We start from the raw sequence: 26,855 nt of genomic DNA on the forward strand, positions 1-26,855 counted from the left end.
CAAATCATTAAGGTATCTGATGATAAAATAATTTTTCAATAACGACCTGCATTAATAGAATCAGCGGAACCAAAATGAACATCTCCAGCTGTTATAATGGCTGTCTGACCGTCTTTTTGCTTTATGATGCAGTTAAAATCACTATCAAGACCATCAAAAATACCCTCAATGACTTTTTCATCATTCACCACTTTGACATGTTTTCCAAGGTGAGCGGAATATAAAAGCCATTTTTTTCGGATTATTTCACATCCTTTTGGTTGTTTCCAAAGAAGGTAATTTTTAGAAAAACACTCCGTCAAAACCGTAAATAATTGTTCTGCATCAATATGCAAACCGATATTCTTTAAGCTTGAAGTGGAATAAGGTGCATCTTCATAATTATATTTCACATTTATTCCAATACCAATAACCAAGGCATATTGTTGTGATGACAATTTTAAAATCTCAAGCAAAACTCCAGAGCTTTTTTCTCCTTTGAGCAAAATATCGTTTGGCCATTTTAAGCTCACAATATTGTTTGTCTGCTTTTCCTCTTTTATCAATTGTTTTATTGCCTCTGCCACACTTACTCCAGCAACAAAGCCAAGTTGAGCCGCAGTTTGATGAACAATATCATCAATTAATAAAAGACTAGAATAAAGGTTCCCTTTTGGACTAGACCAAGTCCTCCCTCTTCTTGCTCTTCCCTGTGATTGTTCTTGTGCAACAATCCAAAGATTACCTTGATGACCAGTTTTCGCTTTTCGTTGCGCAATGAGATTTGTTGAATCAACACTATCGTACGCTTCAACAGTATATCCCTGTTTTTGTGCAAAATCTGATAAAGTATAAACCATATTCATTAAAACAATGCTGTTGCTGCTTTTTCTGCTAGCTCAGCGAACCAAACTCCAAAAAGCGCGTAAAATAAAATAAAGAATACAGAAAGACTAAGACAAAACTGAAGCTCATTCGATAAAGCAACAAAATGCGCTTTTGCATCATCAAACCACATAATTTTAATGACTCTCAAATAGTAAAAAGCCCCAACGACAGACGCTATCATCCCCACGACAGCAAGTGGAGTAAGTCCAGCGTGGACAGCCGCAGAAAATGTATACCACTTTCCAAAAAAACCAGCCATAGGAGGTATGCTTGCTAAAGAAAAAAGCTGTATTGTCATCACAACAGCCATAAAAGGATTCGTCTTTGCTAACCCTGAAAGATCATAAATATTTTCAACATTGCCATTCTGAGAGCGCATTCCAAGAATAAAGGCAAATGAACCAATCGTCATTCCAAGATAAATCGTCATATAAAGAATAACACTTTTTACTCCTAGCATATCTCCAGCAGATAAACCAACAAGTGCATAGCCCATATGACTGATCGACGAATAAGCCATTAAGCGCTTAATATTATTTTGACCAATTGCAGCAAAAGCACCCAGTATCATTGATGCAATCGCCATGAACACCAAAATTTGTTGCCATGCAGGCATCACGTTATCAACACGCCCTAGGGGAATAAAGGTCGTCACAATAATACGGATGATTAAAGCCATTGCAGCAACTTTAGGGGCACCAGCAAAAAATGCTGTAATCGGTGTGGGCGCTCCTTCATAAACATCAGGTGTCCACATATGAAATGGAACAGCAGAAATTTTGAAAGCCAAACCAGCTAAAATAAAGACAATTCCAAAAATGACCCCCAATTGTACATTCTTACCTTTTAAAGCAAGAGCAATTTCGTGAAAACCAATTTGACCGGTAAAACCATAAAGTAAAGAAATACCATAAAGAAGCAACCCTGAAGATAATGCTCCTAAAACAAAGTATTTTATACCGGCTTCAGAAGATTTTACATTATTACGATTAATCGCTGCTAAAACATATAAAGCTAAAGATTGCAGTTCTAACCCCATATAAAGCGACAGCATATTACCCGCTGAAATCATAAACATCATTCCAAGGGTTGCTAAAAGAACAAGCACTGGAAATTCAAATATATTAAACTTTTGTGCATTGGCAAAACCAACAGACATAATAAGAGAAAAGAGTGCGCCAATAAGCATTAAAATTTTCATATAACGACTAAAGGAATCGATAACGAGCGCATTGGTTTGAAATGAACCATTTTTCGGAAAAACTATAAGAATAATAATGGTTGCCACAAGAAGTGCCATGGCTAAACCTGTCACTGTTAAAGAAGCACGTGTATTGGAATAAACACCAATCATAAGTAGCACGACAGCTCCTAATGCGATTAAAAGCTCCGGAAGAATTAAGACTAATTGCGCTATTATTTCAGTTTGCATGTGCATTCTTCCCTTATCTAGTGCAGTTTATTGATGAGGGTTTCTACGGAAAACGCCGTTGCCTTAAGAATAGGCGTTGGATAGATACCAAAGAATATTGTAAGAATAACCATTGGATAAAGGAGGAATTTTTCTCTTAAAGAAAGATCTATTAATACTTTTAAATTCTCTTTATCCAAGGAACCAAAAACCACACGCCGATAAAGATAAAGGGCATAGGCTGCCGATAAGATAACACCTGTTGTTGCTAAAACAACAACCAATTTATTTACTTGAAAAACACCTATTAAGGTTAAAAACTCACCCAAAAATCCTGAGCTTCCAGGCAAACCAACATTTGCCATAGTGAAAATTAAGAAAACAACAGCATATTTAGGCATATTATTCACTAAACCACCAAACGCTGAAATTTCACGTGTATGCAAGCGATCATAGATAACCCCAACACAAAGAAACAATGCTGCTGAAACAATTCCATGGGATAGCATCTGATAAATAGCCCCTTGTATCCCCTGTTCATTTGCAGCAAAAATACCCATTGTCACATACCCCATATGCGCTATTGAAGAATAAGCAATAAGTTTTTTGATGTCACTTTGAACAAGTGCAACCAGTGATGTATAAATAATAGCGATAAGCGATAATGTGAAAACAAAAGGCGCAAAATCTGCTGAAGCGATAGGAAACATAGGCAAAGAAAAACGAAGAAAACCATACCCACCTAATTTGAGTAAGACACCAGCTAAAATAACGGAACCCGCTGTCGGTGCTTCTACGTGAGCATCAGGGAGCCATGTATGAACTGGCCACATTGGCATTTTAACTGCGAAAGAAGCAAAAAATGCAAGCCATAGCCATATTTGCATATGAGCAGGAAACTGATAATTGAGTAAAGTTGGTATATCAAGTGTCCCAGCCTCCCAATACATAACCATAAGAGCAACCAGCATAAGCACTGAACCAAGTAAAGTATATAAGAAAAACTTTATACTTGCATAAACACGACGTGCTCCTCCCCATACACCTATAATGATAAACATTGGAATAAGGCTGCCTTCAAAAAAAACATAGAATAGCATTGCATCAAGAGCACAAAAAACGCCAATAATCGCAACTTCTAGAAGAAGAAACGCAATCATATAAGCCTTTAATCTCTCTTTAACATTCTCCCAACTTGCTAAAATACAGAAAGGCAAAAGAAAAGCCGAGAGAACAACAAAAAGAATAGAAATACCATCAACCCCCATATGATAGCTAATACCCCCCCCTAACCAACTGGATTTTTCAACCATTTGAAAATTTTGGTTGCTAGAATCAAATCCTATCCAAATAATTAAAGAAATAATAAAAACAAATAGAGTCGTAAAAAATGCGACATTACGTATATTATGGCGTGCTACTTCACTATCATCTTTGATAAACAAAATCAGAAGCACACCAACAAGCGGCAAAAATGTAACCGTAGAAAGAATAGGCCAATCGGTCATTAGTTTACGCCCCCGATCATCATCCATGTAATGAGCAATGCAACGCCGATAAGCATTGCAAATGCATAGTGGTAAAGATAGCCTGTTTGCATTCGAACAACTCTATTTGTAATATCAACAACACGCGCTGCAATACCATTAGGACCTAGACCATCAATAATCTTACCGTCTCCCACTTTCCAAAGAAAAGAACCAATTCTAAAGGTAGGACGAACAAACAAAAAGTTATATAATTGATCGAAATACCATTTTTGGTAAAGAAAGTTATATGTTCTTGGCATAATACGAACCATTTTCTTAGGAAGAGATGGAATAGAAACATAAAATAAATAAGCTAAGATAAACCCAAGAAGCATCGCTATAAATGGCGACCATTTTACCCAATTAAAGACATGGTGGGCATCATGAAGAATGTGATTATGGCTGCTTGTAAATAATGCTCCCTTCCAAAAAGCATTATACAACTCACCAAAAAAGTAAGGTTGGAAAACGACACCAGAAAATATTGCTCCAATAGATAAAAGAAAGAGTGGAATCAACATAACTGGAGGCGATTCATGAACATGATGCATCACATCAACTGTTGCCCGTGGTTTACCATGGAATGTCATAAAGATAAGCCGCCATGAATAGAAACTTGTTAAAAAGGCAGCAAAAACAAGAAGATAAAAAGCATATCCTGAAGCAATATTATGAGATGCAAAAGCAGACTCTATAATCGCATCTTTTGAGAAAAAACCTGCAGTCCCGAAAAGTGTTCCTGGAATTCCAACACCGGTCAAGGCAATGGTCCCGACCATCATCATCCAATAGGTGACCTTTATATGTTTGCGTAACCCACCCATTTTTCGCATATCTTGTTCATCAGATACAGCATGAATCACAGAACCTGCACCAAGAAACAATAAGGCTTTAAAAAAAGCATGCGTAAAAAGATGAAAGACAGCAGCGCCATAAGCTCCAACACCTAATGCCACAAACATATAACCAAGTTGAGAGCATGTAGAATAAGCAATAACACGCTTAATATCATTCTGCACCAACCCCACAGTTGCTGCAAAAAACGCTGTTGTTGCACCAACAATAATAATCACGGTCAAAGCAGTCGAAGAAAGTTCAAAAATTGGCGACATACGCGCAACCATAAAAACACCAGCCGTTACCATTGTAGCAGCATGAATAAGCGCTGATACAGGGGTTGGTCCTTCCATTGCATCAGGCAGCCAAGTATGTAAAAGAAATTGTGCGGATTTTCCCATCGCACCAATAAATAATAAAAGACATGTAATGGTAATTGCCGTCTGCCCATCAAATTGCCAATCTAAAAATGTCACATTTTGTATAAAGCTCTTGTCGGCAGCTTTTGCAAAAATAGAGGCAAAATCAACCGATTGGAACAAAACAAAAATACTAAAGATTCCTAAGAGAAAACCAAAGTCTCCAACACGGTTAACTACAAAAGCTTTCATTGCGGCCTTATTAGCAGAATCGCGCTGAAACCAAAAACCGATGAGTAAATAAGAAGCAAGTCCGACACCTTCCCATCCAAAAAACATCTGAATCAAATTATTGGATGTGACCAACATAAGCATCATAAATGTAAATAAAGAAAGATAAGAAAAAAAACGAGACCTTGAAGGATCATGATGCATATAACCAATTGAATAAATATGCACCAATGCCGAAACACTGTTTACAACAATAAGCATGACAGCTGTTAATGCATCAACATGTAAAGCCCAATTAAAGCTTAAGTCACCAACAGTCATCCAATGTAATACCGATACATCAATCGCTGGAATATAACCAAGTGCAGTACTGAAAAATGCTATCCACGATAATATGGCAACAACAACCATAAAGCTACATGTTATCAATTCACTCGCACGATCTCCTATCGTTTTTCCACCTAGTGCAGCAATTAAAAAACCCAAAAGCGGAAGAAAGACAATCGTATAATACATCACTGGTTAGCCTTTCATTACATTAACATCTTCAACCGCAATGGAACCACGATTACGGAAAAAAACGACCAGAATTGCTAAACCAATGGCAGCTTCAGCAGCTGCTACGGTTAAGACAAATAAAGCAAATACCTGACCAACGAGATCATGAAGAAATGCTGAAAATGCAACAAAATTGAGATTAACTGAAAGCAATATAAGCTCAATGGACATCAAGATAATAATCACGTTTTTTCTGTTGAGAAAAATTCCAGCAATACCAATTGTAAACATCAAAGCAGAAACAGTGAGATAATGTGTAATATCAATATACATCTACATAGCCCCCTTATATACCTTTGCCTGATTCAACTTGTTTGATTTCAATAGCACTTTCTACCGTTCTAGAAACTTGCTCCGCAATAGATTGCCGCTTTACTCCTAATTTATGACGAAGTGTTAGAACAATAGCTCCAATCATTGCAACCAATAAAATCATTCCAGCAATTTGAAAATAGAAAACATAATCCGTATAGAGAATATCACCTAATGCTTGTGTATTTGTTCGCTGGGCTAAATCTGGCATTGGTTGCGTAACATGCGTTCTCAAGATTGGAGAAAAATAGCTACTCATAAAAACAACAATCAATTCTACAGCGATAATAACACCAATAAGAGCTCCAATAGGAGCATAGCGAAGAGTTCCACTCTTTAACTCAGCAAAATCAACGTCAAGCATCATAACGACAAATAAAAATAAAACAGCGACAGCTCCAACATACACAACAAGCAGAATAAGCCCTAAAAACTCTGCCCCTGCAAGTAAAAACAAAGCTGCTGCATTAAAAAATGCGAGGATTAAAAACAAAACAGAATGCACTGGATTGCGTGCTGTAATAACAATAACTGCACTTGTTAGCATAATAAAAGCAAACAAATAGAAAAATGCCGCCGCTAGATCTGTTAGCATAGGCTTCTCCTTAATTATTCAAACAATTGGTATAAACTTCATACCAGATTACAATTTATCGGAAAAATATCCGACACCTCATTTAACGATACACTTAACGATAAGGCGCATCCATCAATATATTTCGAGCAATTTCTCGCTCCCAGCGATCTCCATTCAATAAAAGCTTTTCTTTATCATAATAAAGTTCTTCACGTGTTTCCGTCGCAAACTCAAAATTTGGACCTTCGACAATAGCCTCAACCGGACAAGCTTCTTGACAAAAACCACAGTAAATACATTTAACCATATCGATATCATAACGGACAGTTCTACGTGTACCATCATTGCGCCGTGGCCCAGCTTCAATTGTAATCGCTTGAGCAGGACAAATCGCTTCACATAATTTACAAGCAATACACCGTTCTTCACCATTTGGATAGCGACGCAATGCATGCTCACCGCGAAAACGCTGAGATACAAAACCTTTTTCATAAGGATAATTAATCGTGGGCTTTGGTGAAAAAAATTGGCGCATAGCTAAGAAAAAAGCACTCACAAATTCCAATAGAAGAAGTGACTTTGCCGCCTGAATGAAACCTGACATCGTAAAATCTCCTCTTAAACGAAATCCGTAAACTTTAAAAAAGCAGCAGTTATCACAACCATTGCTAGTGAGAGAGGAAGAAAAACCTTCCAACCAAGCCGCATGAGCTGATCATAGCGATAACGTGGAACAAATGCTTTAACCATAGCAAACCAAAAAAATACAAAACAGACTTTTAAAACAAACCAAATGATACCAGGAACCCAATTAAGCCACCAAACATCTAAAGGAGGCAGCCAACCGCCTAAAAATAGAATGGTTGTTAATGCGCACATTAAAACAATCGCAACATATTCACCTAAAAAGAAGAGCATGTAAGGCGTTGAAGAATATTCTACCATATGACCAGCAACAAGTTCAGATTCTGCTTCCACCAAATCGAATGGAGGACGGTTTGTCTCTGCAAGCGCAGAAATAAAAAATATAATAAACATTGGAAAAAGGACCAACCAATTCCAATCGAGAAAACTGTTAAAAGGAAGACCAAGAGTTGTACCAAAACCATGACTTTGTTTAAGAACAATTGTTGTAAGATCCAACGAACCACTCACTAAAATAACGGTCACAAGCACAAAACCAATGGAAACTTCATAAGAAACCATTTGTGCCGCCGAACGAAGAGCTCCTAAGAAAGGATATTTTGAATTTGATGCCCATCCCCCCATAATAACACCATAAACTTCAAGAGATGAAATGGCTAAAATATAAAGCAAGCCAACATTAATCTTCGCAACCTCCCAACCCTCATTGACAGGAATAACAGCCCAAGTTGATAAAGCAAGTGTCGCTGAAACAAAAGGAGCCAAAAGAAAAACCCCCTTATTTGCACCTGCTGGGATAATAGGTTCTTTCACAACAAATTTAATTAAATCTGCAAAAGACTGTAACAATCCCCATGGACCAACAACGTTTGGTCCACGACGCAATTGTACCGCAGCCCAAATTTTTCTATCTGCGTAAAGAAGGTAAGCAACTAAGACCAAAAGAACGACCAAAAGAAGAAGTGTTTTTCCGATTATAATGAGTAATGGCAACAGCCAAGTCATAAAGAAATCATACATCATTATTCTTTTTCCTTTGCCCTTACTTTACAGTACAGTTTGCGTAGAACGATTTTTTGCAAGAGATGAACATTTAGCCATAACAGCAGAAGCACGTGCTATCGGATTTGTTAAATAAAAGTCTTTAACCATAGAAGTAAATGTTTGACTCTCGAGAGAAACCATTTTTGAACCAAGCGCCTTAAGACCACTTATATCAGAAGGCACTATATCATCAACAGCACAAAGGTGTGGATAATCATTAAACAAGCATTGCCTTAATTGAGGAAGAGAATCAAAAGGGAGTTTTTGTCCTAAAATATCCGATAAAGCACGCAAAATAGCCCAATCTTCTTTTGCTTCACCTGGAGCAAAACCAGCCCGATTTGTCATTTGAACACGTCCTTCTGTATTCACATAAAGCCCTGATTTTTCAGTGTAAGCAGATGCAGGCAAAATAACATCAGCAGCATGTGCACCATTATCACCATGGCTCCCAATATAAACTGTAAAAGCTTTTGTATTGGCTAATTCTACTTCATCAGCACCAAGCAAAAATAGAACTTCACAGGTTTTAAGTATATTTGCAACCCCAAGCTTAGAAGTAAAGCCTATGTCTAACCCTCCAACAATCGATGCTGCATTATGAAGAACCCCAAACCCATTCCATGTCTCACTAAGAGCACCAATATTATCAGCTAATTTAGCAAGACTTTTTAAAACAGATAAACCTTCATTTCCTGAAACAGCCCCCTCTCCGATAAGAATAAGGGGCCTCTTCGCTTCTTTTAAGACATTAAAAAAAACATCCTCTCCACGAATAAGTGTCGTTAATGTATCACTCCCAGATCCAAGGTAAGAATAAGGATAACGTAAATCGACTTTCTCTCCAATTAATGCAATAGGAAAATTGCCCATCCGTTGGCGCTTTAAAATACGCGCATTTAAAACAGCTGCTTCATGACGTGGATTAGATCCCACAATAAGCAGTGCATCAGCCTGTTCAATACCTACAATTGTAGGATTAAAAATATAACTCGAGCGTCCAAACTCTGGCGATAAAGCCCCCCCTCTTTGACGACAATCAAAAAGCGTTGAGCCCAAAGAGCTCAATAATGCTTTAAGGGCATACATTTCTTCAACAGAAGCAAGATCTCCAGCAATGGCTCCAATTTTTTCTGGAAAAATTTTAGAGATCACCATTTTAATTTTTGCAAAAGCTTCTGTCCAACTGACAGGTTGAAGCTTTCCATCTTTGCGTATATATGGCTTATCAAGCCGCTGAGTCCGTAATCCATCCCAAATAAAACGCGTTTTATCAGAGATCCATTCCTCATTTACATCTTCATTCGTACGCGGCATAATCCGCATAACTTCACGGCCGCGGCTATCAATACGGATAGCACTACCAAGCGCATCCATCACATCAATCGATTCCGTTTTTACCAATTCCCACGGACGGGCATGAAACGCATAAGGTTTTGAAGTTAAAGCTCCCACTGGACAAAGATCAATAACATTTCCCTGTAATTCAGATGTCATAGCTTTTTCAAGATACGTCGTAATTTCAGCATCTTCACCACGACCGATCAAACCAAGCTCAGAAATACCTGCAACTTCCGTTGTAAAACGAACACACCGTGTACAATGAATACATCGTGTCATAACAGTTTTGACAAGAGGTCCAATATATTTATCTTCTACAGCACGTTTATTTTCTGTATAACGAGAACAATCTCGTCCATAAAGCATTGCTTGATCTTGAAGATCACACTCTCCCCCTTGATCACACACTGGACAATCCAAAGGATGATTAATGAGAAGAAATTCCATAACACCTTCACGTGCTTTTTTTACCATCGCCGTATTGGTAAAAATTTCAGGTGCTTCACCGTTAGGCCCTACTCGTAAATCACGAACCCCCATAGCACAAGAAGCCTGAGGTTTTGGAGGACCACCCTTAACCTCAACTAAACACATACGACAATTTCCAGCAATTGATAAAGATTCATGAAAACAAAAACGTGGCACTTCAACACCCGCCGCCTCAGCAGCCTGAAGCAACGTGTAGTAATCAGGAACTTCAATCTCTTTGCCATCAACTTTGATATTTATCATCACCCATCCAACCTGCGGATAACCCACTTAAAATTTGCATTCGGTTGCTCTTAGAACAAAATCCGTTATTAAACCGCTTCTAAAGCAATATTTTTGCTTTGGACTACATTTCGCGTGTATTCATCAATTCTACGCTCGATTTCCGGACGAAAATTACGTATCAACCCCTGTACAGGCCATGCGGCAGCATCACCAAGCGCACAAATAGTGTGTCCTTCAACCTGTTTAGACACTTCAAACAAAAGATCAATCTCGCGTTTTTGCGCTCTTCCTTCAACCATACGCCCTAAAAGACGCATCATCCACCCCGTCCCCTCACGACACGGTGTACACTGACCACAACTCTCGTGCTTGAAAAAAGCAGCTATACGCCAAATTGCCTTGATAATATCGGTTGATTTATCCATAACAATCATTCCCCCTGTGCCAAAAGAAGACCCGACATCTCTCATCCCATCAAAATCCATGATCGCATCGATCATATCCTCACCACGAACGACTGGACAAGAAGCCCCCCCTGGAATAACCGCTAAAAGATTATTCCATCCACCACGAACACCACCCGTATGTTTTTCAATTAATTCACGGAATGAAACACCAAGAGCGTCTTCAAATGTACAAGGTGCATTAACATGCCCTGAAACCATAAATAATTTCGTTCCAACATTATTTGCTCGTCCAATTGATGAAAACCACGAAGCACCCCGCCGCAAAATCGTTGGAACAACGGCAATAGACTCTACATTATTTACTGTTGTTGGACAGCCATAAACCCCCATATTGGCAGGAAATGGTGGCTTAAGCCGAGGTTGCCCCTTTTTTCCTTCAAGACTTTCAAGAAGAGCCGTTTCTTCACCACAAATATAAGCACCAGCTCCATGATGAATAACAATATCACAAGCATGCCCATATTTCGTTTTTTTGCCAAGTAACCCCGCATCATAGCACTCATCAACGGCAGCTTGAAGCGCTTCACGTTCACGAATATATTCACCACGAATATAAATAAAAGCAACATTGGCTCCCATAGCAAAAGTAGCGATTACACATCCTTCAATCAAAGTATGGGGGTCATGACGTAAAATATCACGGTCTTTACAAGTTCCAGGTTCAGATTCATCGGCATTGACAACCAAATAATGAGGACGCCCATCATTCTGCTTTGGCATAAAGGACCACTTCATTCCAGTAGGAAAACCAGCACCACCACGACCGCGTAAACCCGATGCCTTCACTTCGTCAATGATCCAATCACGACCTTTGTCAATCATCTCTTTCAGACCATTCCAATGCCCACGCAACATCGCAGCCTTTAATGATTTGTCTTTTAAGCCATAAATATTGGTGAAGATACGATCTTTATCAGCTAGCATACCTCACCTTTTTTCTATTACCCATAGCATTTTCCGCTTTTCCTCAAATGCAATTTTTAAATATCTTTTCAAGACTTCTTACTTTTCGTTAAATGTTGCCATCATGGGTAGAATAATAAAATATTTTTTCAAGAAAAATACTTAATTATGTTCCCATTCTTTCCTTATCCTTTTTTGGTGAAGACTTGAGAGATCTTTTTTTCTTTCTCATCATCAATAAGAGAAGTTAAACCACTAATCGGTTCCGACGATTTACGACTATTTTGTGGACCAACCGCTATCTCAGAACTTTCACCTGCTTCAAATGCATCAATAATTTCTTCAAGGCGTTCAGCTGTAAGATCTTCATAAGTATCTTTAAAAATCATAACCATCGGAGCATTAACACAAGCACCAAGACACTCTACCTCTTCCCATGATAAGGTTCCATCCTGATTGGTCGCAAAAGGTTCATGATGAATTTTTTTCTGACAAACTTTAATCAATTCATCAGAACCACGTAACATACAAGGCGTTGTACCACAAACTTGAATATGCGCTTTTGTTCCAACAGGCTTAAGCTGAAACTGAGTATAAAAAGTAGCAACTTCTAAGACACGGATATAAGCCATAGAAAGAATCTGAGCAATATGCTCAATTGCAGCACGTGTCACCCAACCATCTTGCTCTTGAGCGCGCATTAATAATGGAATTACAGCAGACTGCTGACGCCCTACAGGATATTTTTTTATGGTATTTTGTACCCATATCTGATTTTCTTTTGTAAAAGAAAACTCAGCCGGCTGATAAACATCATCTGCAAGACGGCGTACGGACATTAGCGATCAACCTCCCCAAAAACAATATCAATCGAACCCAAAATAGCTGTAGCATCTGCCAACATATGACCTCTGGTTAAAAAATCCATAGCTTGGAGATGAGCAAACCCAGGAGCACGCAACTTGACACGATAAGGCTTATTGGTCCCATCAGAAACAAGATAAACACCAAACTCACCCTTCGGAGCTTCCACAGCAACATATACTTCTCCAGGAGGTGTATGAAAACCTTCCGTATAGAGTTTAAAGTGATGAATCAGTGCTTCCATCGAGCTTTTCATTTCACTCCGCGTCGGTGGTACGATTTTGCGATCCAAGCTCGAAATCGGTCCATTTTTTTCAGTACTCAGTAAACGCTCCACACATTGGCGCATGATTTTCGCTGATTGACGCATTTCTTCCATACGAATAAGATAGCGATCATAACAATCGCTATTTTTACCTACAGGAATATCGAATTCCATTTCATCGTAACATTCATAAGGCTGACTTTTACGCAAATCCCACGGAACACCAGCTCCACGAATCATAACCCCAGAAAAACCGCGTGCCCAAGCTTCATCAATACTTACAACGCCAATATCCACATTACGCTGCTTAAAAATCCGATTTGGGGTCACAAGCGCATCAAGTTTTCCGAGAGAAACAAGAAATGGATCAATAAAATCACCAATATCTTCAACTAAAGATTCTGGTAAATCTTGATGCACGCCACCGGGACGAAAATAATTTGCATGAAGACGAGCACCACAGGCACGCTCATAAAAAATCATCAACCTTTCACGTTGCTCAAACCCCCAAAGCGGTGGTGTTAAAGCGCCAACATCCATTGCCTGTGTCGTTACATTAAGCAAATGATTAAGAATACGCCCAATTTCAGAAAACAAAACACGTATTAATTGCCCTCTTTTAGGAACTTTAATATCTAATAACTTTTCAATAGCAAGAACAAAGGCATGTTCCTGATTCATAGGAGCAACATAATCCAAACGATCTAAATAAGGACCCGCTTGAAGATAAGTCTTTGTTTCCATTAATTTTTCAGTACCGCGATGCAACAACCCAATATGTGGATCTACACGCTCAACAACTTCACCGTCCAACTCCAGAACCATGCGCAAAACCCCATGCGCGGCAGGATGCTGCGGACCAAAATTGATATTAAAGTTTCGAACATTGACCTCAGCCACAATCAACCCCTTGCTTTTTAAAAAACTTCATATCAAATATCAAAAAAATCTATCACGCTAAAAAATATTTAATTATTTAAGAAATACAGTACTCTAATATAATGCCTTATCAAAACCAATATTATTTTTTTTCATCTGCTTTTCCATCACGTGGCAAAGTATACTGTCCTCCTTCCCAAGGAGACAGAAAATCAAAATTACGCATCTCTTGGCGCAAAACAACAGGCTCATAAATCACTCTCTTTGCTTCATTATCATAACGGCATTCAACAAATCCTGTCACAGGAAAGTCTTTGCGTAAAGGATATCCTTCAAACCCATAATCTGTTAAAATCCGTCTCAAATCCGGATGTCCTGAAAATAAAATCCCATACATATCATACGTTTCTCGTTCATACCACTCTGCACCAGGATAAACCGTACAAGCTGAAGCAACAGGAGTATTTTCATCAGTACGAACCTTTACACGTAAGCGTAAATTCTCACGAGGAGATAACAATTGGTAAGAAACATCAAAGCGCTTATCGCGAGAAGGATAATCCACACCACTAATGTCTGTAAGATTAATAAATTGACAGCGAGAATCATCTCGAACAAACATTAAGACATCGATAATTGCATCAAGACGTGCCACAATGGTCAATTCACCAAAAGCAAGAACAGTCTCTTCAAGCTTATTTTTTAACTTATTTTCCAAATAAGCAGCAAGTTCAACCAATGTTTCATCCACCATGACAAGAAAACTCTCTATCGCTCTATGGATCCGGTACGACGGATTTTTTTCTGTAACAACAATATGCCGTATAATAATGCCTCTGCTGTAGGTGGACACCCTGGAACATATATATCGACAGGCACGATACGATCACATCCCCGCACTACTGAATAGGAATAATGATAATATCCCCCACCGTTTGCACATGACCCCATAGAAATCACATAACGTGGCTCAGGCATCTGATCATAAACCTTCCTTAAAGCAGGCGCCATCTTATTTGTGAGCGTACCAGCAACCACCATCACATCGGACTGGCGGGGTGAAGCTCGTGGTGCATATCCAAAACGCTCATTATCATAATGAGGCATTGAGCATTGCATCATTTCGATAGCACAACAAGCCAAACCAAAACTCATCCACATTAAAGAACCGGTACGTGCCCAAGTAATCAAAGCATCTGCCGAGGTAACTAAAAAACCCTTATCTGATAATTCAGCATTGATATCACGAAAAAACTTATCATCAGATCCTATCAGCCCACCAGTATTTGGATCAATGATTCCTTTTGGTTTTGGAGCTGTAATCGTTGAATTATTAGATCTTAATTCCATTCAAGAGCTCCTTTTTTCCATTCATATATAAATCCAATAGTCAAAATCGCTAAAAATACAATCATCGACCAAAAGCCAAACATACCTATTGATTCGAATGAAACAGCCCAAGGAAAAAGAAAAGCAACTTCAAGATCAAAAATAATAAATAAAATTGATACCAAATAGAAACGAATATCAAACTTCATGCGTGCATCACTAAATGAATTAAACCCACATTCATAAGCCGATAACTTTTCAGGATCGGGGGAACGATATGCTACAATGTAAGGTGTAATCAACAAAACTCCAGCAATAACCGCTGACACAATAATGAAAATCAAGACTGGTAAGTAAGAGCTCAATAAATAAGCCATAACCCTCTTCCATCGTAACGAAATGCCTGAGTTTAACACAATGATTCAATATTGCGAGACCAAACAGACAAATTTAACAATCGCTCTATTAACTCTATTCATACTGCTTCAAAGGCATACAGAGCGATACTTTTCTTATCGGCATAGGTAACGCAGAGCAAAGAAAGACGCAAGCCCTATTCTTATAAACCATATAAAAAGAAAGAAAAAACATATTTATCCCCCAATCAAATACTCCACCACCTCACTTATAGCATATGGATACTTAAAAAAAGGAAATTTCATAAGGAATCAAGAAATGGCGCGAGTGACGGGGCTCGAACCCGCGACCTCCGGCGTGACAGGCCAGCACTCTAACCAACTGAGCTACACCCGCGCATTTTTTTTCGAACCAATTTAATTTGGTACAAGCGGTCGTGTAAGGGGTTCACGCGTTTATGTCAAGAAGGATTATGCATTTTTAAAAAAAATTATCAAATACCATCTTTATTCTTGCGTTTAGAAAAATTTTTCCTTAAAGAGTCTCCATTCAATTGCTGATCATTGCATTGGGCGATTAGCTCAGCTGGTAGAGCGCCTCGTTTACACCGAGGATGTCGGGAGTTCGAGTCTCTCATCGCCCACCATATAGCTTTACATTCCTATTCAGTTATTGATTCTTCATATATTTTTTAAAGATGAGAGATTCCTGAATAAAGTATTGTTATTTCTATGGATTCGACTAGTGTCCAAGGATATTATGATATACGGGGGCGAATAAATTTGATCGCTTGTGGAAAAACATTGAAACAGTTAAGAATCTTCAACCTCTGCAAAGTATAGGAATAAGAGCGACAGTTACCAAAGAGATTCTAGAAAATATTATTAATTTTATCGATTTTTGTATAAGCAAAGATGTCGATTATATCGGATTCAGCCCGCTCGATACGTCGTCATTTAGTTTTTCTAGAAAAAATAATACAAAGGATCGATCTAAGGCTTTAAGAAACAAAACTCTTCCGCCAAACACTTCACTTTTTCATTTGAGAGATGAATTATCAAGGAAAGAATCCCCCCTCCAGATTTATATAGATAAAAAGTTCCAAGAAAGGAAAATCTCATGGACGTCACAAAATTTTGTAAATTGTATTAATTATTACTTAGGCGAAAATTCTATGTACGTTTCGTCGCCGTTAATGTGTTTATTTCCATTTTCATCCTTGGTATTGGACTATAATGGAGATTTAAAAAATTGCTTTTATTCAGAAGCTTTTGGGAATCTACAAAATTATGAGGCAATAGATTGGTCTGCTCAGAGCGTTTTAAAATCTTTGAAAGAATCTGGCGCATGTAGCGGATGTCGTGGGAAGGTATTTTGTGGATAAGGTTAAGCAATTTAAGATTTATAGTGTTAGCAAGTCTACTGCTATAGTGGTTGCTGTTTTACCACTTTTTTTGTCGGAAAAATTGCATTTGTCACAAGCGGATATTGTTTTAATCGGTAGTTATTTTTTATTGCTTCCTTTGATCTTAGAAATCCCCTTGGGTTTATTATCAGATATTTATGGAAGTAAGCGCGTTATTTATACTGGGCTGTTTTTCTTTCTTTGCGGTTTTTTAGCTCTTTTTATGAATTATGCATATTTTGCTTACGCCACTTATTTGTTGTGTATTACATTAGCAGCCGCTTGTTTCTCAGGTGCGGAAGATAGTTTACTCTTTTCTATAGTACCAAAGCATCGCACACTGTTTTCCGTTAAGTCCGAAGTGGCTGCTGTTACCTATAGTGTGACAACGGTACTTATTTTTTTAGGAGGAATACTTTATTATGTGCATCCTGCATTGCCTGTGATTTTTCAAGTCCTTTCATTAATTTTTGCTATTTTTATGTTTTCAAAACTGACGAAGGGATTAGATAGTTTTCATATCAACGCTCATCCGAATATTTTCACAGTTATGTGCGCCAGCCGTAAAGAAGTCAAAAATCCTTATCGCTTCACTCTTATTTTTTTAAGTGCAGTTTCAGCTTTTGCTATTTTGGTTAATAATCGAACTGTTTCTATCGCATTTTCTGATTTTTTGCCATTTCAACCTGCTATTTTGGTTTCGATTATTTTTATCATTGGGAATTTTTTTTCAGCAAGTTCCAATATATTGTTTCAGAAGTATTTTTCAAAGTTTCAAAATCCTATTTTCCCCGTCTTAATGATTGGTTGTATGGTAACCATTGCTTTTTTTCTCATGTCATTTCAAATTATTGCGGCTCTTATATTAGGATTTTTACTGCTATGTGTTTTTAAATCTGCTTATCGATCTTATCTGTCGTCTCTTCTTATAAATTCACTGATTGATCCCAAAGCTATCGCGACTGTTTTATCATTCACAGCTATTATTACAGCTGTTGTATCCTTTGCATTCAGTTTTTTATACGGTCATGTTTTTTCAACATTCTGGCAAGCTAATTTGTGGTTGGCAGTGATTATGGCTGTGATTTTTGGGGTGTCTGCTTTAATTATTTTTGTCAGAAAACAAGAAATCATTTGGTTACAGCCTGAAAATGCACAATCGTCAAAACAACATTTCTTGAAACGCAAGCATCAAGAGTTTTGCTATGGGCAAATTTATCCGGAAGCATCGTGCATTAATGAAAACATCAAGGATGGCTCTTTTCGACAAAGTCTCTATCCTGCACCAAATTTGATAACACTTTGCGATGAAGTAGTCGAATGGGAGTTTATCCGGGGTATTGTATTGAGCCAAATGGATTTGCTACATCAAAAGGCGATTATTGATCAAATCAATAAGATCTTTCAAGATCGATTAAGCAAGAATATAATCTTATCACATGGAGATTTACATCCTGATAATATCATTGTTACTCCTGATAGTTCTTTTATGGTAGTGGATTGGGATTTATGTCAAGAAGCCAGTCCGGAATTGGATATCTTAACATTTTTCACCAGTCCAAGATTATCTCTCAATTTAGAAGAACGGATAGACTATATTTCTCATTTGCTGTCTATATCAAAGGATGAAGCTTTACCAATGATAAAAGCGTTTGTGGCTAAAAAAATTTCTGATCTTTGTCTATACCAAAATATTTTCATGAAAAAATTAGTATTGGATTATATAAACTTGAATAAGAAATTTCATGGGCGATAATATTGTAATTTGTAATAAAAATTGCAGTGCGGGCTGCAATCATTGTCCGTATTCGATGGAATGTATAGTGAGAGATGACGCGTTGCCTGAATCTTTATATACAATAAATGACATAAAATCTGATTTTATTATTCTTTCTGGTGGAGAGCCTTTTGAGCTCGATTATGATTTACTTCATAAATATACTTGTATGTGTCTCATTTGTAAAAAATATTTTCGGATTGCAACAGGGGGGCACATCTATATTCAACCATATTTGAAGCTATTAAAGAGTAATCCGTTCTTTTTAGGGATACAAATAGGCACAGATGTTATTTCAGAGATAAGAAATCTAGACAGTAAAAAATATAAACAAAAGTGGGTGCATAACATAGAATGTATGAAAAAAGATAGCGTACCATATAGTGTGACGATTACTTTATCGGAGAGATTCGATTTGGCAGAAGTGTTAGCTCTAATATGTATCGCTACTCCCGAGTTCATTTTAGTTAATTTTGAAAATAGAAAAAAGTACGAGAATACATTTCAGTTAAATATGATACGGGATTTTTTTTCTGGCTGTGAGATAAAATATGGATATACGCATCAGAGTTTACACCAATAAATATAAACTATCGGATTCTTTTCACAGTTCTTCTGGTGTGTTAGTTGAAAAAACAGATGTCTTAAGGAAAGAATAAGACAAACGGAATGGCTTCTTCTTATACGTCTATGGAAAACAGGAAGCTTATTTTCTTATAAGTAGTGCTCCTAGTAAATATGGTTATAGCAGTGCTCATCTTCGCTATGCTGCTCTACAAGGAGCTGTTAACCTTGTCGCGCAGAAAGGAAAAATATCTACAATACATTTTGGTCTTTTCGGAACCTACGGGCAACTCTCCTTCACTCCAAAGAATATGCAAGACAGCAAGTAAGAGCATATTGAATAAATGGTCATTTCAACTCACCGCCTATGGCAGTAAACAGCGTGACAGTGGTTTCTATCTTGATACGCTGTTATCCTATGGCTTCCTAAAGGGAAAGATCACCAATGCCCTCATTAATACAACCGCAAAATTGAAAAATACAAAAATGTTGGCGATCTCCACAAATGTTGGCAAACAATTTGCAACGGGTATTCAAGGCGTAACATTCAAACCGCAGGCACAGCTTGCCTATCAACATTTGATGTTTGATACCATTAAAGATGCTGATAATCTGACCATTGACATGCAAAATCCTTCTCAATGGATAATCCGTGTTGGTGGACGTTTGAAAAAAACCATTGCCACTGAAAACAGCCGTCCTATGTCTTTCTATGGAAAAGTAAACTTGATCAAAACCTTTGGTGATGATCAGACAACTCCATATCGATAAGAATTATAAACGTGCCCCCTCGGGAAGTTTCGTTGAAGGTGGGCCACAATTGTCCGCTAACCTCTCCCTTCATGGTGATGTCAGCTATCAACAAAAGCTTCAAAAACTGGTATAAGTGGTGCAAGCTTTTCAGGAAGAATACGCTATCAGTTTTAAATAACGACTGTAAAAAACAGCCCATTCAATTTAACAAAAAGGCAGCATATTGCTGCCTTTTTGGCTTATTATAAGCTGTTTTTAAGCGCTTTTTTAAATAGAGAACAGCGAAATATTTGAAGACTGTCATTGACCATTGAATGTTTTTTACAAAAAATTCTTTTTATAAAGAATAAAACTGTAAAAAGAGAACAACCAAAAACAAAATAATATTGAAAAATAATGTGAAGCTTTTCTAGAAAATACAGTATTACTATCTTTTGTTATTTCTCACAAATTTAATGCTTTAAATGCCAAAATAAAACTTTTGAACATAAAATGATAAGTAAAAATAATATAACAATATTAAACAAAGGGATGTATGTTATAAGTCACTCGTATATTTCAAAATGGGAGTTCTAGTAGGATTTAAAATATTATAGCTCAAACACTGCCCAGCAAATTCATACTGGAAAAATCCTATTATGCCCTTCCCTCTTAACAATACCGCCAAACATCACCAGAAACTTCAAAACAAATAAAATTGCATTTTCTCTTCTGTAAAATGGATCATGCTCTTTGCTCTCTATGGACAACAGGCTCTATACTTGCTTCAAAAAACTCCTTTGTATAATCGTGTTGCGCACGTAGATTACGCAATTCATCATTGCTAAGCTCTTCAAGAATAATCCCTTTATGCATAATTCCAACACGTTCACAAATATGTGCAACAACAGCAAGATCATGGGATACCATTAAATAAGTAAGCTTTTTTCTCACGCGCAATGATTTCAACAAGTTTAAAATTTCAGCCTGTACCGACACATCCAATGCAGATGTTGGCTCATCAAGCAATAACACCTCTGGCTCAATAATTAAAGCACGTGCAAGAGCAATACGCTGACGCTGCCCTCCAGACAACTCATGAGGATAACGATAAAGAAAGGAAGAATCTAAACCAACGGAATCTAAAGCATCCTCTACCCGCTCTCTTTGATTATCCATCCCATGGATTTTGAGCGATTCAGAAAGAACCGTATGGACCATTTTTCTTGGATGCAGCGAAGCATAAGGATCTTGAAAAACCATTTGAATACAGCGTAAAAAATCCTTACTTCTTTTCTTTTCAACTTCTTGTCCAGCAAAAAGAAACTTTCCACTATAATCTGGAATAAGCCCCACCAATGTATTCAAAATAGTTGACTTTCCACATCCGGATTCACCAATCAAACCATAAGCTTCACCACGCTTAATATGAAAATTAACATTTTTAACAACTGTTACTGCCTTATGCCTATGACCAAAAGTTACAGATAAATTAGAAACATCAATAATATTCTCACAATTTGTCATGAGGAACCTCCTCAACACCATTAACAATCGTAGGATTATACAACCAATCAGGATCACGCTCAGGAACAGCCAAAATATCAACTGGATTATCAAGCCGTGGTAAACTCGCGAGCAACGCCTTTGTATAAGGATGACAAGCGTGAGACAAATCAGAAGCAGGCAACTCTTCTAGCACACGGCCCGCATACATCACTAAAATACGATCACAAAAATCAGCAATCATATTTAAATCATGACTAATGAAAATAAGTCCCGTTCCAGACTTTGTAACAAGTTCATCTAATACGGATAAAACTTGCCGTCTGACCGTAATATCAAGCGCAGATGTTGGTTCATCGGCAATAATTAAATCAGGTTTTGGAATGAGCATCATTGCAATCATCACACGCTGCCCCATCCCCCCAGATATTTCATGAGGAAAGAGACGCATCACATGTTCAGGATCACGAATATGAACAGATTCTAACATAGATATGGTGCGCTCCCGCGCTTCAGCTTTTGAAACACGATAATGAATACGGTAAGCCTCCATAATCTGTTCCCCGATCCGTATTAATGGATTAAGTGAATATTTGGGGTCCTGTAAAATCATTGAAATACGTTTCCCACGGATTTTTCGCATCTGAGGTTCACTTGCGGCCAATAAATCAACATCCTCAAAGCGCATTTTTTTAGCTTTAACAATGGCTGCTTTTGGACTTAACCTTAGTATTGCGCGCCCAGTCATCGATTTTCCGGATCCGGATTCACCAACAATTCCAATTTTTTCTTTTCCAACAGAAAAACTAACGCCACGCACAACTTCTGAAATGCCGCGCGTTGTAGGAAAAGAAATACGTAAATCTTCTACTTCTAATAATTTATTACCCATTGCGTGGATCCAATACATCACGAAGACCATCACCTAAAAGGTTGAAAGCAAGACTTGCAAATAATATTGCACAGCCTGGTATTGCCGCCAACCACCAATTTGTCATCATAAATTCCCGCCCTGAAGAAAGCATCGCACCCCATTCAGGACTTGGAAGTTGAGCTCCCAACCCTAAAAAACCAAGACCAGCAGCCGTTAAAATAATTCCAGACATATCCAAAGTTAATCGTACAATCACTGAAGGAATACACATGGGCGCAACATGAAATAAAATAATTCGCCAAGCAGAGGCCCCTTGCAAACGAACTACAGAAACATAATCAGAAGAACGTATTGTCAAAGTCTCAGCACGTGCTAAACGTGCAATTGGCGGCCATGCTGCAATTGAAATTGCAATAGAAGCATTTTCAATCCCCGGTCCCAATGCGGCTGAAAATGCAAGAGCTAAAATCAAACCTGGAAAAGCAAGAAAAATATCGACAATACGCATGAGCACAGTATCAACCCATCCGCCCATATAACCAGATACAGTTCCAACAATAAGCCCTATTGGACCTACAATAACTGTTGTAAGAAAAACAACATAAAGAGTAATACGGGAACCAAAAACAAGGCGACTAAAAATGTCACGTCCCAATTCATCTGTTCCAAAATAATGCGCCATAGAGGGTGGCTGCAACCGATGCCCTAGATCATTGCTAAGAAAATCATGCGTAGCAATCCAAGGAGCAAAAAATGCACATATGATAATAATACAAATAATAAGCAGACCGAATACAGCCGAAAAGTTATGAAAAAACTTAGCCAGTGCGTGATAAATTCTTTGTATGTTCGCTTGAATTATGGAGTTTGGAACAGGATCGTTTAACCAACTACCCAAAGAAGATGATGATTGCGATTTATGATGATTACTTACTGTCATATTCAACGTGTCCTTGGATCAAAAATGCGATAAAGCAAATCAGAAAATAAATTAATGGCGACAAAGATAAATCCTACAAGTAAAGTACATCCTACAACTGCATTCATATCTCCGGCTAAAAGAGCATTTGTCAAGTAATGTCCAAAACCAGGCCAAGCAAAAACTGTCTCCGTTAAAACAGCCCCTTCTAATAAAAAAGCATAAGAAAGCGCAACAACAGTAATAATTTGAACAGCAGCATTTCGAAAGGCATGCCCCCAAACGGTTCGCGCCCACGATAATCCCTTTACACGTGCAGTAATGATATATTCCTGATTAAGCTGCTCAATCATAAACCCACGAGTCATACGGCTAATATAAGCCATAGCACCGAAAGCCAAGATCAAAGCAGGCATAATAACGTGACTAAAAACATTACCAAAAGCCTCCCATTGTCCTTGGCTTGCCGTATCCCAAAGGAAAAATCCTGTTTTTGGTTCAAAAGAATATTCATAAAGAAAATCAATACGTCCTAGGCCACCAACCCAGCCAAGCTTGGCGTAAAATATTAACAACGCCATTAATCCGAGCCAAAACGTTGGAGTAGAATAACTTACAAGTGTAAAAACACGGACAACATAATCAATAAATGAATCGCGATACATTGCTGCAAAAACACCAAATGGAATTCCAAGAGTTGTGCCAATAACAATAGCAACGGTTGCAAGCTCTAATGTTGCAGGAAATACACGCATAATATCGGCTAGAACAGGTCGCCCAGAAGTTAAAGCATCTCCAAAGTCAAACAAAAATACATTATGAAGATACTTCCAATATTGGACAATCAACGGCTTATCAAGACCCAGCTTATAATACATTGCATCATAAGCTTCCTGACTGATATTATCACCAAGAATAGACAGAACCGGATCTAGAGGAAGAAGATGACCAAGAAAAAAAGTGATCGTCACCAACCCAAGCAATGTGATAAAAACTGAAATAAGAAGTTTCAATCCTTTGCATAAAAAATCCCATAAAAATAATTTTTTCTGCTTTTCTGATACAGCTCTTTCAGTCTCTGAAAGTGGCAAAACCATTATAAAAATCCCCTCTGTAGCGACAAAACATAAAGCAAATACCTCTTTTTATATAACGAAACAACCTCTTATGAAGCATGTTCTACAATCCTTCTCTATAACATGCTTCTTTTATTTTTCTGCTTCATTGTAATAAAGTCTATAACTGTTCCAAATCCATTTTTTGACATCAGGTCCCATACCAACGGTATAATATGTCTGAAATAAATAAACCATAGGACCATGCTCTAACACATAATGCTGTAAAGTACGATATTGCACAATGCGCTTATTGGAGTCTTGCTCAAACAAAGCATCCATCACCATGTTATTAATATTTTCATCATAATACCCAGCGCGCCAAGCTAAATACATATTGTGCTTTTTTGTAAATGTTGGATCAGGGTTAAACACGTGATTTAATGAAGCAGGATGTCCATCAGGATCGGCACTCCCCCACCCCATAAGTGCAGTATCATAATTTCCACCACGTACACGGCTCAACAATTGATTTTGTGCCATTTTTTCAATTGTAAGCTCAACACCAATTTTGCGTGCATTGGCTTGAATAGACTGTGCAACAGACGACATATAACTAAGGCTTCCAACTAAAAGATTAGCTTTAAACCCATTAGGATAACCAGCTTCAGTAATCAGTTGTTTTGCTTTTTTCAAATCCAACTGAAAAGGCAAACCTTCTTTTTCATCTAAAGCACCTGGAACACCTAAAGACATATAAGTTGCCCGAGGAATAGCAATTCCTTTCAAAACAGTTTTTCCAAGACCTTCATAATCAACCAAATAACGAAGTGCCAGTCTGACCTTTTCATTCGCAAAAATTGCATTCTTATTATTTAACGATAGGTAAATAATCTGCGGACGCAAAACACGACTAATTTTGACTGAGCCTCCCTTTTTTTCAAGATCTAAAATATCCTCTGAAGAAAGATCACGCACTATATCCACATCACCTTTTTCCAAAAGAAGTCTTTGACTTGATGAATCCGCTACATGCTGCACAACAATCTGCTTAATTTTAGGCACATCGCCCCAATAATGCTGTGTCGCCTCTAACACAACTTTATCTCCTGGAGACCAGCTCACCAATTTATAAGGTCCAACACAAGCTGAATGTGTTGCTAAATATTTATTCCCCATATCACCGTTAATACTCTGTGCTTCAATTGTTTCCCGATCAAGCAAAGCAGAAGCATAAGATTGTCCAATAACAGTCAATATGAGCTGAATAGGATAGGGTTTATCTAATTTTAATTGTAAAGTCTTATCATCAAGTGCCTGAATATTTGTTTCAACATTGTTTTTGGTAAACCCATAATCCATTAAAGATTGAGCATAGCTTAATCCTAATTTAATAATCCGTCGCATCGACCATACCAGATCTTGCGCTGTAGCCGTCCTTCCGTCATTAAACTTTAAATCATCACGAAGATGAAAAACTATTCTTTTGCCATTATCTAAAACGTCCCAAGATTTTGCCATAGCAGGGCGAATTTTTGTAGGATCATGCTCGTCATATTGCACTAACGCGCTGCAAATATTCGTCAATAACTCACTCGTCACAACCTCAACAGTTTGCGCTGGATCAAAACTACTAATTGAATCAATATTCCACGCCATTACCAATATATCTTTAGATGAAGCACTGAATGCCGATGTTACAGCCCCATTAAAAAAAACGATTGAGCTTAATAAAATAGAAAAATTTTTCAATATTCTTTGTTTTCCCATTTTATCTCTTCCTTTTGTATTCTTCTACCTTTTCACACAAAGTGATTTTGATTTTGCTCTTTCATCTTTTAAATAGCATAGCATTAGACATCAATTTCATTTCATCAAACTAAGCATCTATAAAATAATTTTCTTATACATCAGTCTATATTCTGTATGCAGAGAATCTATAACTATAAACAAAGATCCTCCCCAATATAACTTTCTATATTCATCGCTCCCTATAAACGATCTTAATTATATACTGCTACTGCACAAACATCCCTCACAATTTCATCCTTAAAAAACTGAAGAGCTTTTATATGGGAGAATATTTTCATCATGCAATTATGATTAAGCTCTTTTTAGCTTTGACAACATTAAAAAGACACTCTTATTTTTCAATTGCACTATAAAAAATACGCGGTGCACTATTCCAAACCCACTTTTTGACATCAGGCGTCATCGCGACAACGCTATATTGTTGAAAGATAAACGCATAAGGTCCTTTTTGCATAAGTTCACGTTGTAAATCAGCATAGAGTTGTGCCCGTTTTTGCGGATCTTTTTGAAACAGCGCCTCTTCAACTTTTTGATTCATCTTGGCATCAAAATACCCATGCTTCCAACTAGGATAGGCTGTATTTCTAGCCTCAAACCGATTATCTGGATTGAAAATAAGACGTGAAGCCATTGTATGAGGATCCACAGAATCATTATTCCATCCGATAAAAGCCGTATCAAAAGCCCGTGCATTCACTTTTGAAAACAACTGTGTACCTGCT

The 26,855-nt window shown here is 37.7% G+C and carries 21 protein-coding genes, 2 tRNA genes and 3 pseudogenes; 4 read left to right on the plus strand and 22 right to left on the minus strand.

What is annotated here, in order from left to right; translation table 11 throughout:
- Window positions 1-35: 35 nt before the first annotated feature.
- From ACFILY_RS05540 to ACFILY_RS05615, 16 genes and pseudogenes are all read right to left on the minus strand, one after another.
- Window positions 36-845, minus strand: a complete 810-nt coding sequence (locus ACFILY_RS05540) for a biotin--[acetyl-CoA-carboxylase] ligase (RefSeq protein ID WP_375631153.1) — start codon at window positions 843-845, stop codon at window positions 36-38.
- Window positions 845-2,299 carry an NADH-quinone oxidoreductase subunit NuoN gene (gene nuoN, locus ACFILY_RS05545; RefSeq protein WP_375637640.1) on the minus strand — a complete coding sequence of 485 codons (1,455 nt, stop codon included), beginning with the start codon at window positions 2,297-2,299 and terminating at the stop codon, window positions 845-847. Before nuoN ends, ACFILY_RS05540 begins: the two co-directional genes overlap by 1 nt.
- Window positions 2,300-2,316: 17 nt before the next feature.
- Window positions 2,317-3,786, minus strand: coding sequence for an NADH-quinone oxidoreductase subunit M (locus tag ACFILY_RS05550; protein WP_273791287.1), 1,470 nt, complete (start codon window positions 3,784-3,786; stop codon window positions 2,317-2,319).
- The gene (gene nuoL, locus ACFILY_RS05555; RefSeq protein ID WP_375637642.1) at window positions 3,786-5,750 is read right to left on the minus strand and encodes an NADH-quinone oxidoreductase subunit L; all 1,965 of its coding nucleotides are present in this window, start codon (window positions 5,748-5,750) and stop codon (window positions 3,786-3,788) included. Before nuoL ends, ACFILY_RS05550 begins: the two co-directional genes overlap by 1 nt.
- 6 nt (window positions 5,751-5,756) lie before the next feature.
- Window positions 5,757-6,065 carry an NADH-quinone oxidoreductase subunit NuoK gene (gene nuoK / locus ACFILY_RS05560; protein WP_273791275.1) on the minus strand — a complete coding sequence of 103 codons (309 nt, stop codon included), beginning with the start codon at window positions 6,063-6,065 and terminating at the stop codon, window positions 5,757-5,759.
- 13 nt (window positions 6,066-6,078) lie between these two features.
- Window positions 6,079-6,699 (minus strand): NADH-quinone oxidoreductase subunit J, encoded by a 621-nt coding sequence (locus tag ACFILY_RS05565; protein WP_273791276.1) that lies wholly within the window; start codon window positions 6,697-6,699, stop codon window positions 6,079-6,081.
- A gap of 94 nt (window positions 6,700-6,793) precedes the next feature.
- Window positions 6,794-7,285 (minus strand): NADH-quinone oxidoreductase subunit NuoI, encoded by a 492-nt coding sequence (nuoI, locus tag ACFILY_RS05570; protein ID WP_273723184.1) that lies wholly within the window; start codon window positions 7,283-7,285, stop codon window positions 6,794-6,796.
- Window positions 7,286-7,299: 14 nt separating this feature from the next.
- Complete coding sequence (gene nuoH / locus ACFILY_RS05575; protein WP_375637643.1) at window positions 7,300-8,346, minus strand: NADH-quinone oxidoreductase subunit NuoH; 1,047 nt, start codon at window positions 8,344-8,346, stop codon at window positions 7,300-7,302.
- Window positions 8,347-8,373: 27 nt separating this feature from the next.
- Complete coding sequence (gene nuoG / locus ACFILY_RS05580) at window positions 8,374-10,443, minus strand: NADH-quinone oxidoreductase subunit NuoG (protein ID WP_375631155.1); 2,070 nt, start codon at window positions 10,441-10,443, stop codon at window positions 8,374-8,376.
- Window positions 10,444-10,511: 68 nt separating this feature from the next.
- Window positions 10,512-11,816: an NADH-quinone oxidoreductase subunit NuoF gene (gene nuoF, locus ACFILY_RS05585; protein ID WP_273791278.1), complete on the minus strand. Its 1,305-nt coding sequence runs from the start codon at window positions 11,814-11,816 to the stop codon at window positions 10,512-10,514.
- Window positions 11,817-11,961: 145 nt separating this feature from the next.
- A pseudogene (gene nuoE, locus ACFILY_RS05590) lies at window positions 11,962-12,634 on the minus strand (NADH-quinone oxidoreductase subunit NuoE).
- Complete coding sequence (locus ACFILY_RS05595; protein WP_273791280.1) at window positions 12,634-13,824, minus strand: NADH-quinone oxidoreductase subunit D; 1,191 nt, start codon at window positions 13,822-13,824, stop codon at window positions 12,634-12,636. The pseudogene nuoE and the gene ACFILY_RS05595 overlap by 1 nt, the downstream one beginning before the upstream one ends.
- Window positions 13,825-13,945: 121 nt before the next feature.
- Window positions 13,946-14,557: an NADH-quinone oxidoreductase subunit C gene (locus ACFILY_RS05600; RefSeq protein ID WP_273791281.1), complete on the minus strand. Its 612-nt coding sequence runs from the start codon at window positions 14,555-14,557 to the stop codon at window positions 13,946-13,948.
- A 14-nt stretch (window positions 14,558-14,571) separates the two neighbouring features.
- The gene (locus ACFILY_RS05605) at window positions 14,572-15,153 is read right to left on the minus strand and encodes an NADH-quinone oxidoreductase subunit B family protein (protein WP_273791282.1); all 582 of its coding nucleotides are present in this window, start codon (window positions 15,151-15,153) and stop codon (window positions 14,572-14,574) included.
- The gene (locus tag ACFILY_RS05610; RefSeq protein ID WP_005773599.1) at window positions 15,144-15,509 is read right to left on the minus strand and encodes an NADH-quinone oxidoreductase subunit A; all 366 of its coding nucleotides are present in this window, start codon (window positions 15,507-15,509) and stop codon (window positions 15,144-15,146) included. The genes ACFILY_RS05605 and ACFILY_RS05610 overlap by 10 nt, the downstream gene beginning before the upstream one ends.
- Before the next feature lie 299 nt (window positions 15,510-15,808).
- Window positions 15,809-15,885: transfer RNA gene (locus ACFILY_RS05615), tRNA-Asp, on the minus strand.
- A 174-nt stretch (window positions 15,886-16,059) separates the two neighbouring features.
- Here ACFILY_RS05615 and ACFILY_RS05620 point away from each other — a divergent pair.
- The 4 genes and pseudogenes from ACFILY_RS05620 to ACFILY_RS05635 form a co-directional block, all read left to right on the plus strand.
- Window positions 16,060-16,135: transfer RNA gene (locus tag ACFILY_RS05620), tRNA-Val, on the plus strand.
- Window positions 16,136-16,865: 730 nt separating this feature from the next.
- Entirely contained in the window at window positions 16,866-18,650 is a 1,785-nt protein-coding gene (locus tag ACFILY_RS05625; RefSeq protein ID WP_375637846.1) for an MFS transporter, read from the plus strand.
- Entirely contained in the window at window positions 18,640-19,254 is a 615-nt protein-coding gene (locus ACFILY_RS05630) for a hypothetical protein (protein WP_375637845.1), read from the plus strand. The genes ACFILY_RS05625 and ACFILY_RS05630 overlap by 11 nt, the downstream gene beginning before the upstream one ends.
- Before the next feature lie 76 nt (window positions 19,255-19,330).
- Window positions 19,331-20,162 (plus strand): annotated as a pseudogene (locus ACFILY_RS05635) (autotransporter domain-containing protein); the annotation flags it as partial.
- 549 nt (window positions 20,163-20,711) lie between these two features.
- Here the strand turns inward: ACFILY_RS05635 and ACFILY_RS05640 are convergent.
- From ACFILY_RS05640 to ACFILY_RS05665, 6 genes and pseudogenes are all read right to left on the minus strand, one after another.
- Window positions 20,712-21,494: an ABC transporter ATP-binding protein gene (locus ACFILY_RS05640; RefSeq protein WP_375637844.1), complete on the minus strand. Its 783-nt coding sequence runs from the start codon at window positions 21,492-21,494 to the stop codon at window positions 20,712-20,714.
- Window positions 21,481-22,365, minus strand: a complete 885-nt coding sequence (locus ACFILY_RS05645) for an ABC transporter ATP-binding protein (protein ID WP_273790733.1) — start codon at window positions 22,363-22,365, stop codon at window positions 21,481-21,483. The genes ACFILY_RS05640 and ACFILY_RS05645 overlap by 14 nt, the downstream gene beginning before the upstream one ends.
- Entirely contained in the window at window positions 22,358-23,287 is a 930-nt protein-coding gene (locus ACFILY_RS05650; RefSeq protein ID WP_273790732.1) for an ABC transporter permease, read from the minus strand. Before ACFILY_RS05650 ends, ACFILY_RS05645 begins: the two co-directional genes overlap by 8 nt.
- A 2-nt stretch (window positions 23,288-23,289) precedes the next feature.
- On the minus strand, window positions 23,290-24,363 hold the full coding sequence (locus tag ACFILY_RS05655; RefSeq protein ID WP_375673295.1) for an ABC transporter permease: 1,074 nt from the start codon (window positions 24,361-24,363) through the stop codon (window positions 23,290-23,292).
- A 111-nt stretch (window positions 24,364-24,474) separates the two neighbouring features.
- A complete protein-coding gene (locus tag ACFILY_RS05660; RefSeq protein WP_375631684.1) occupies window positions 24,475-26,091 on the minus strand; it encodes an ABC transporter substrate-binding protein in 1,617 nt (538 codons plus the stop codon).
- A 373-nt stretch (window positions 26,092-26,464) separates the two neighbouring features.
- A pseudogene (locus tag ACFILY_RS05665) lies at window positions 26,465-26,855 on the minus strand (ABC transporter substrate-binding protein); the annotation flags it as partial.

Origin of the sequence: Bartonella sp. CL25QHWL (genome assembly GCF_042195335.1) — a bacterium.
In the GTDB taxonomy this organism is placed as follows: Bacteria; Pseudomonadota; Alphaproteobacteria; order Rhizobiales; family Rhizobiaceae; genus Bartonella.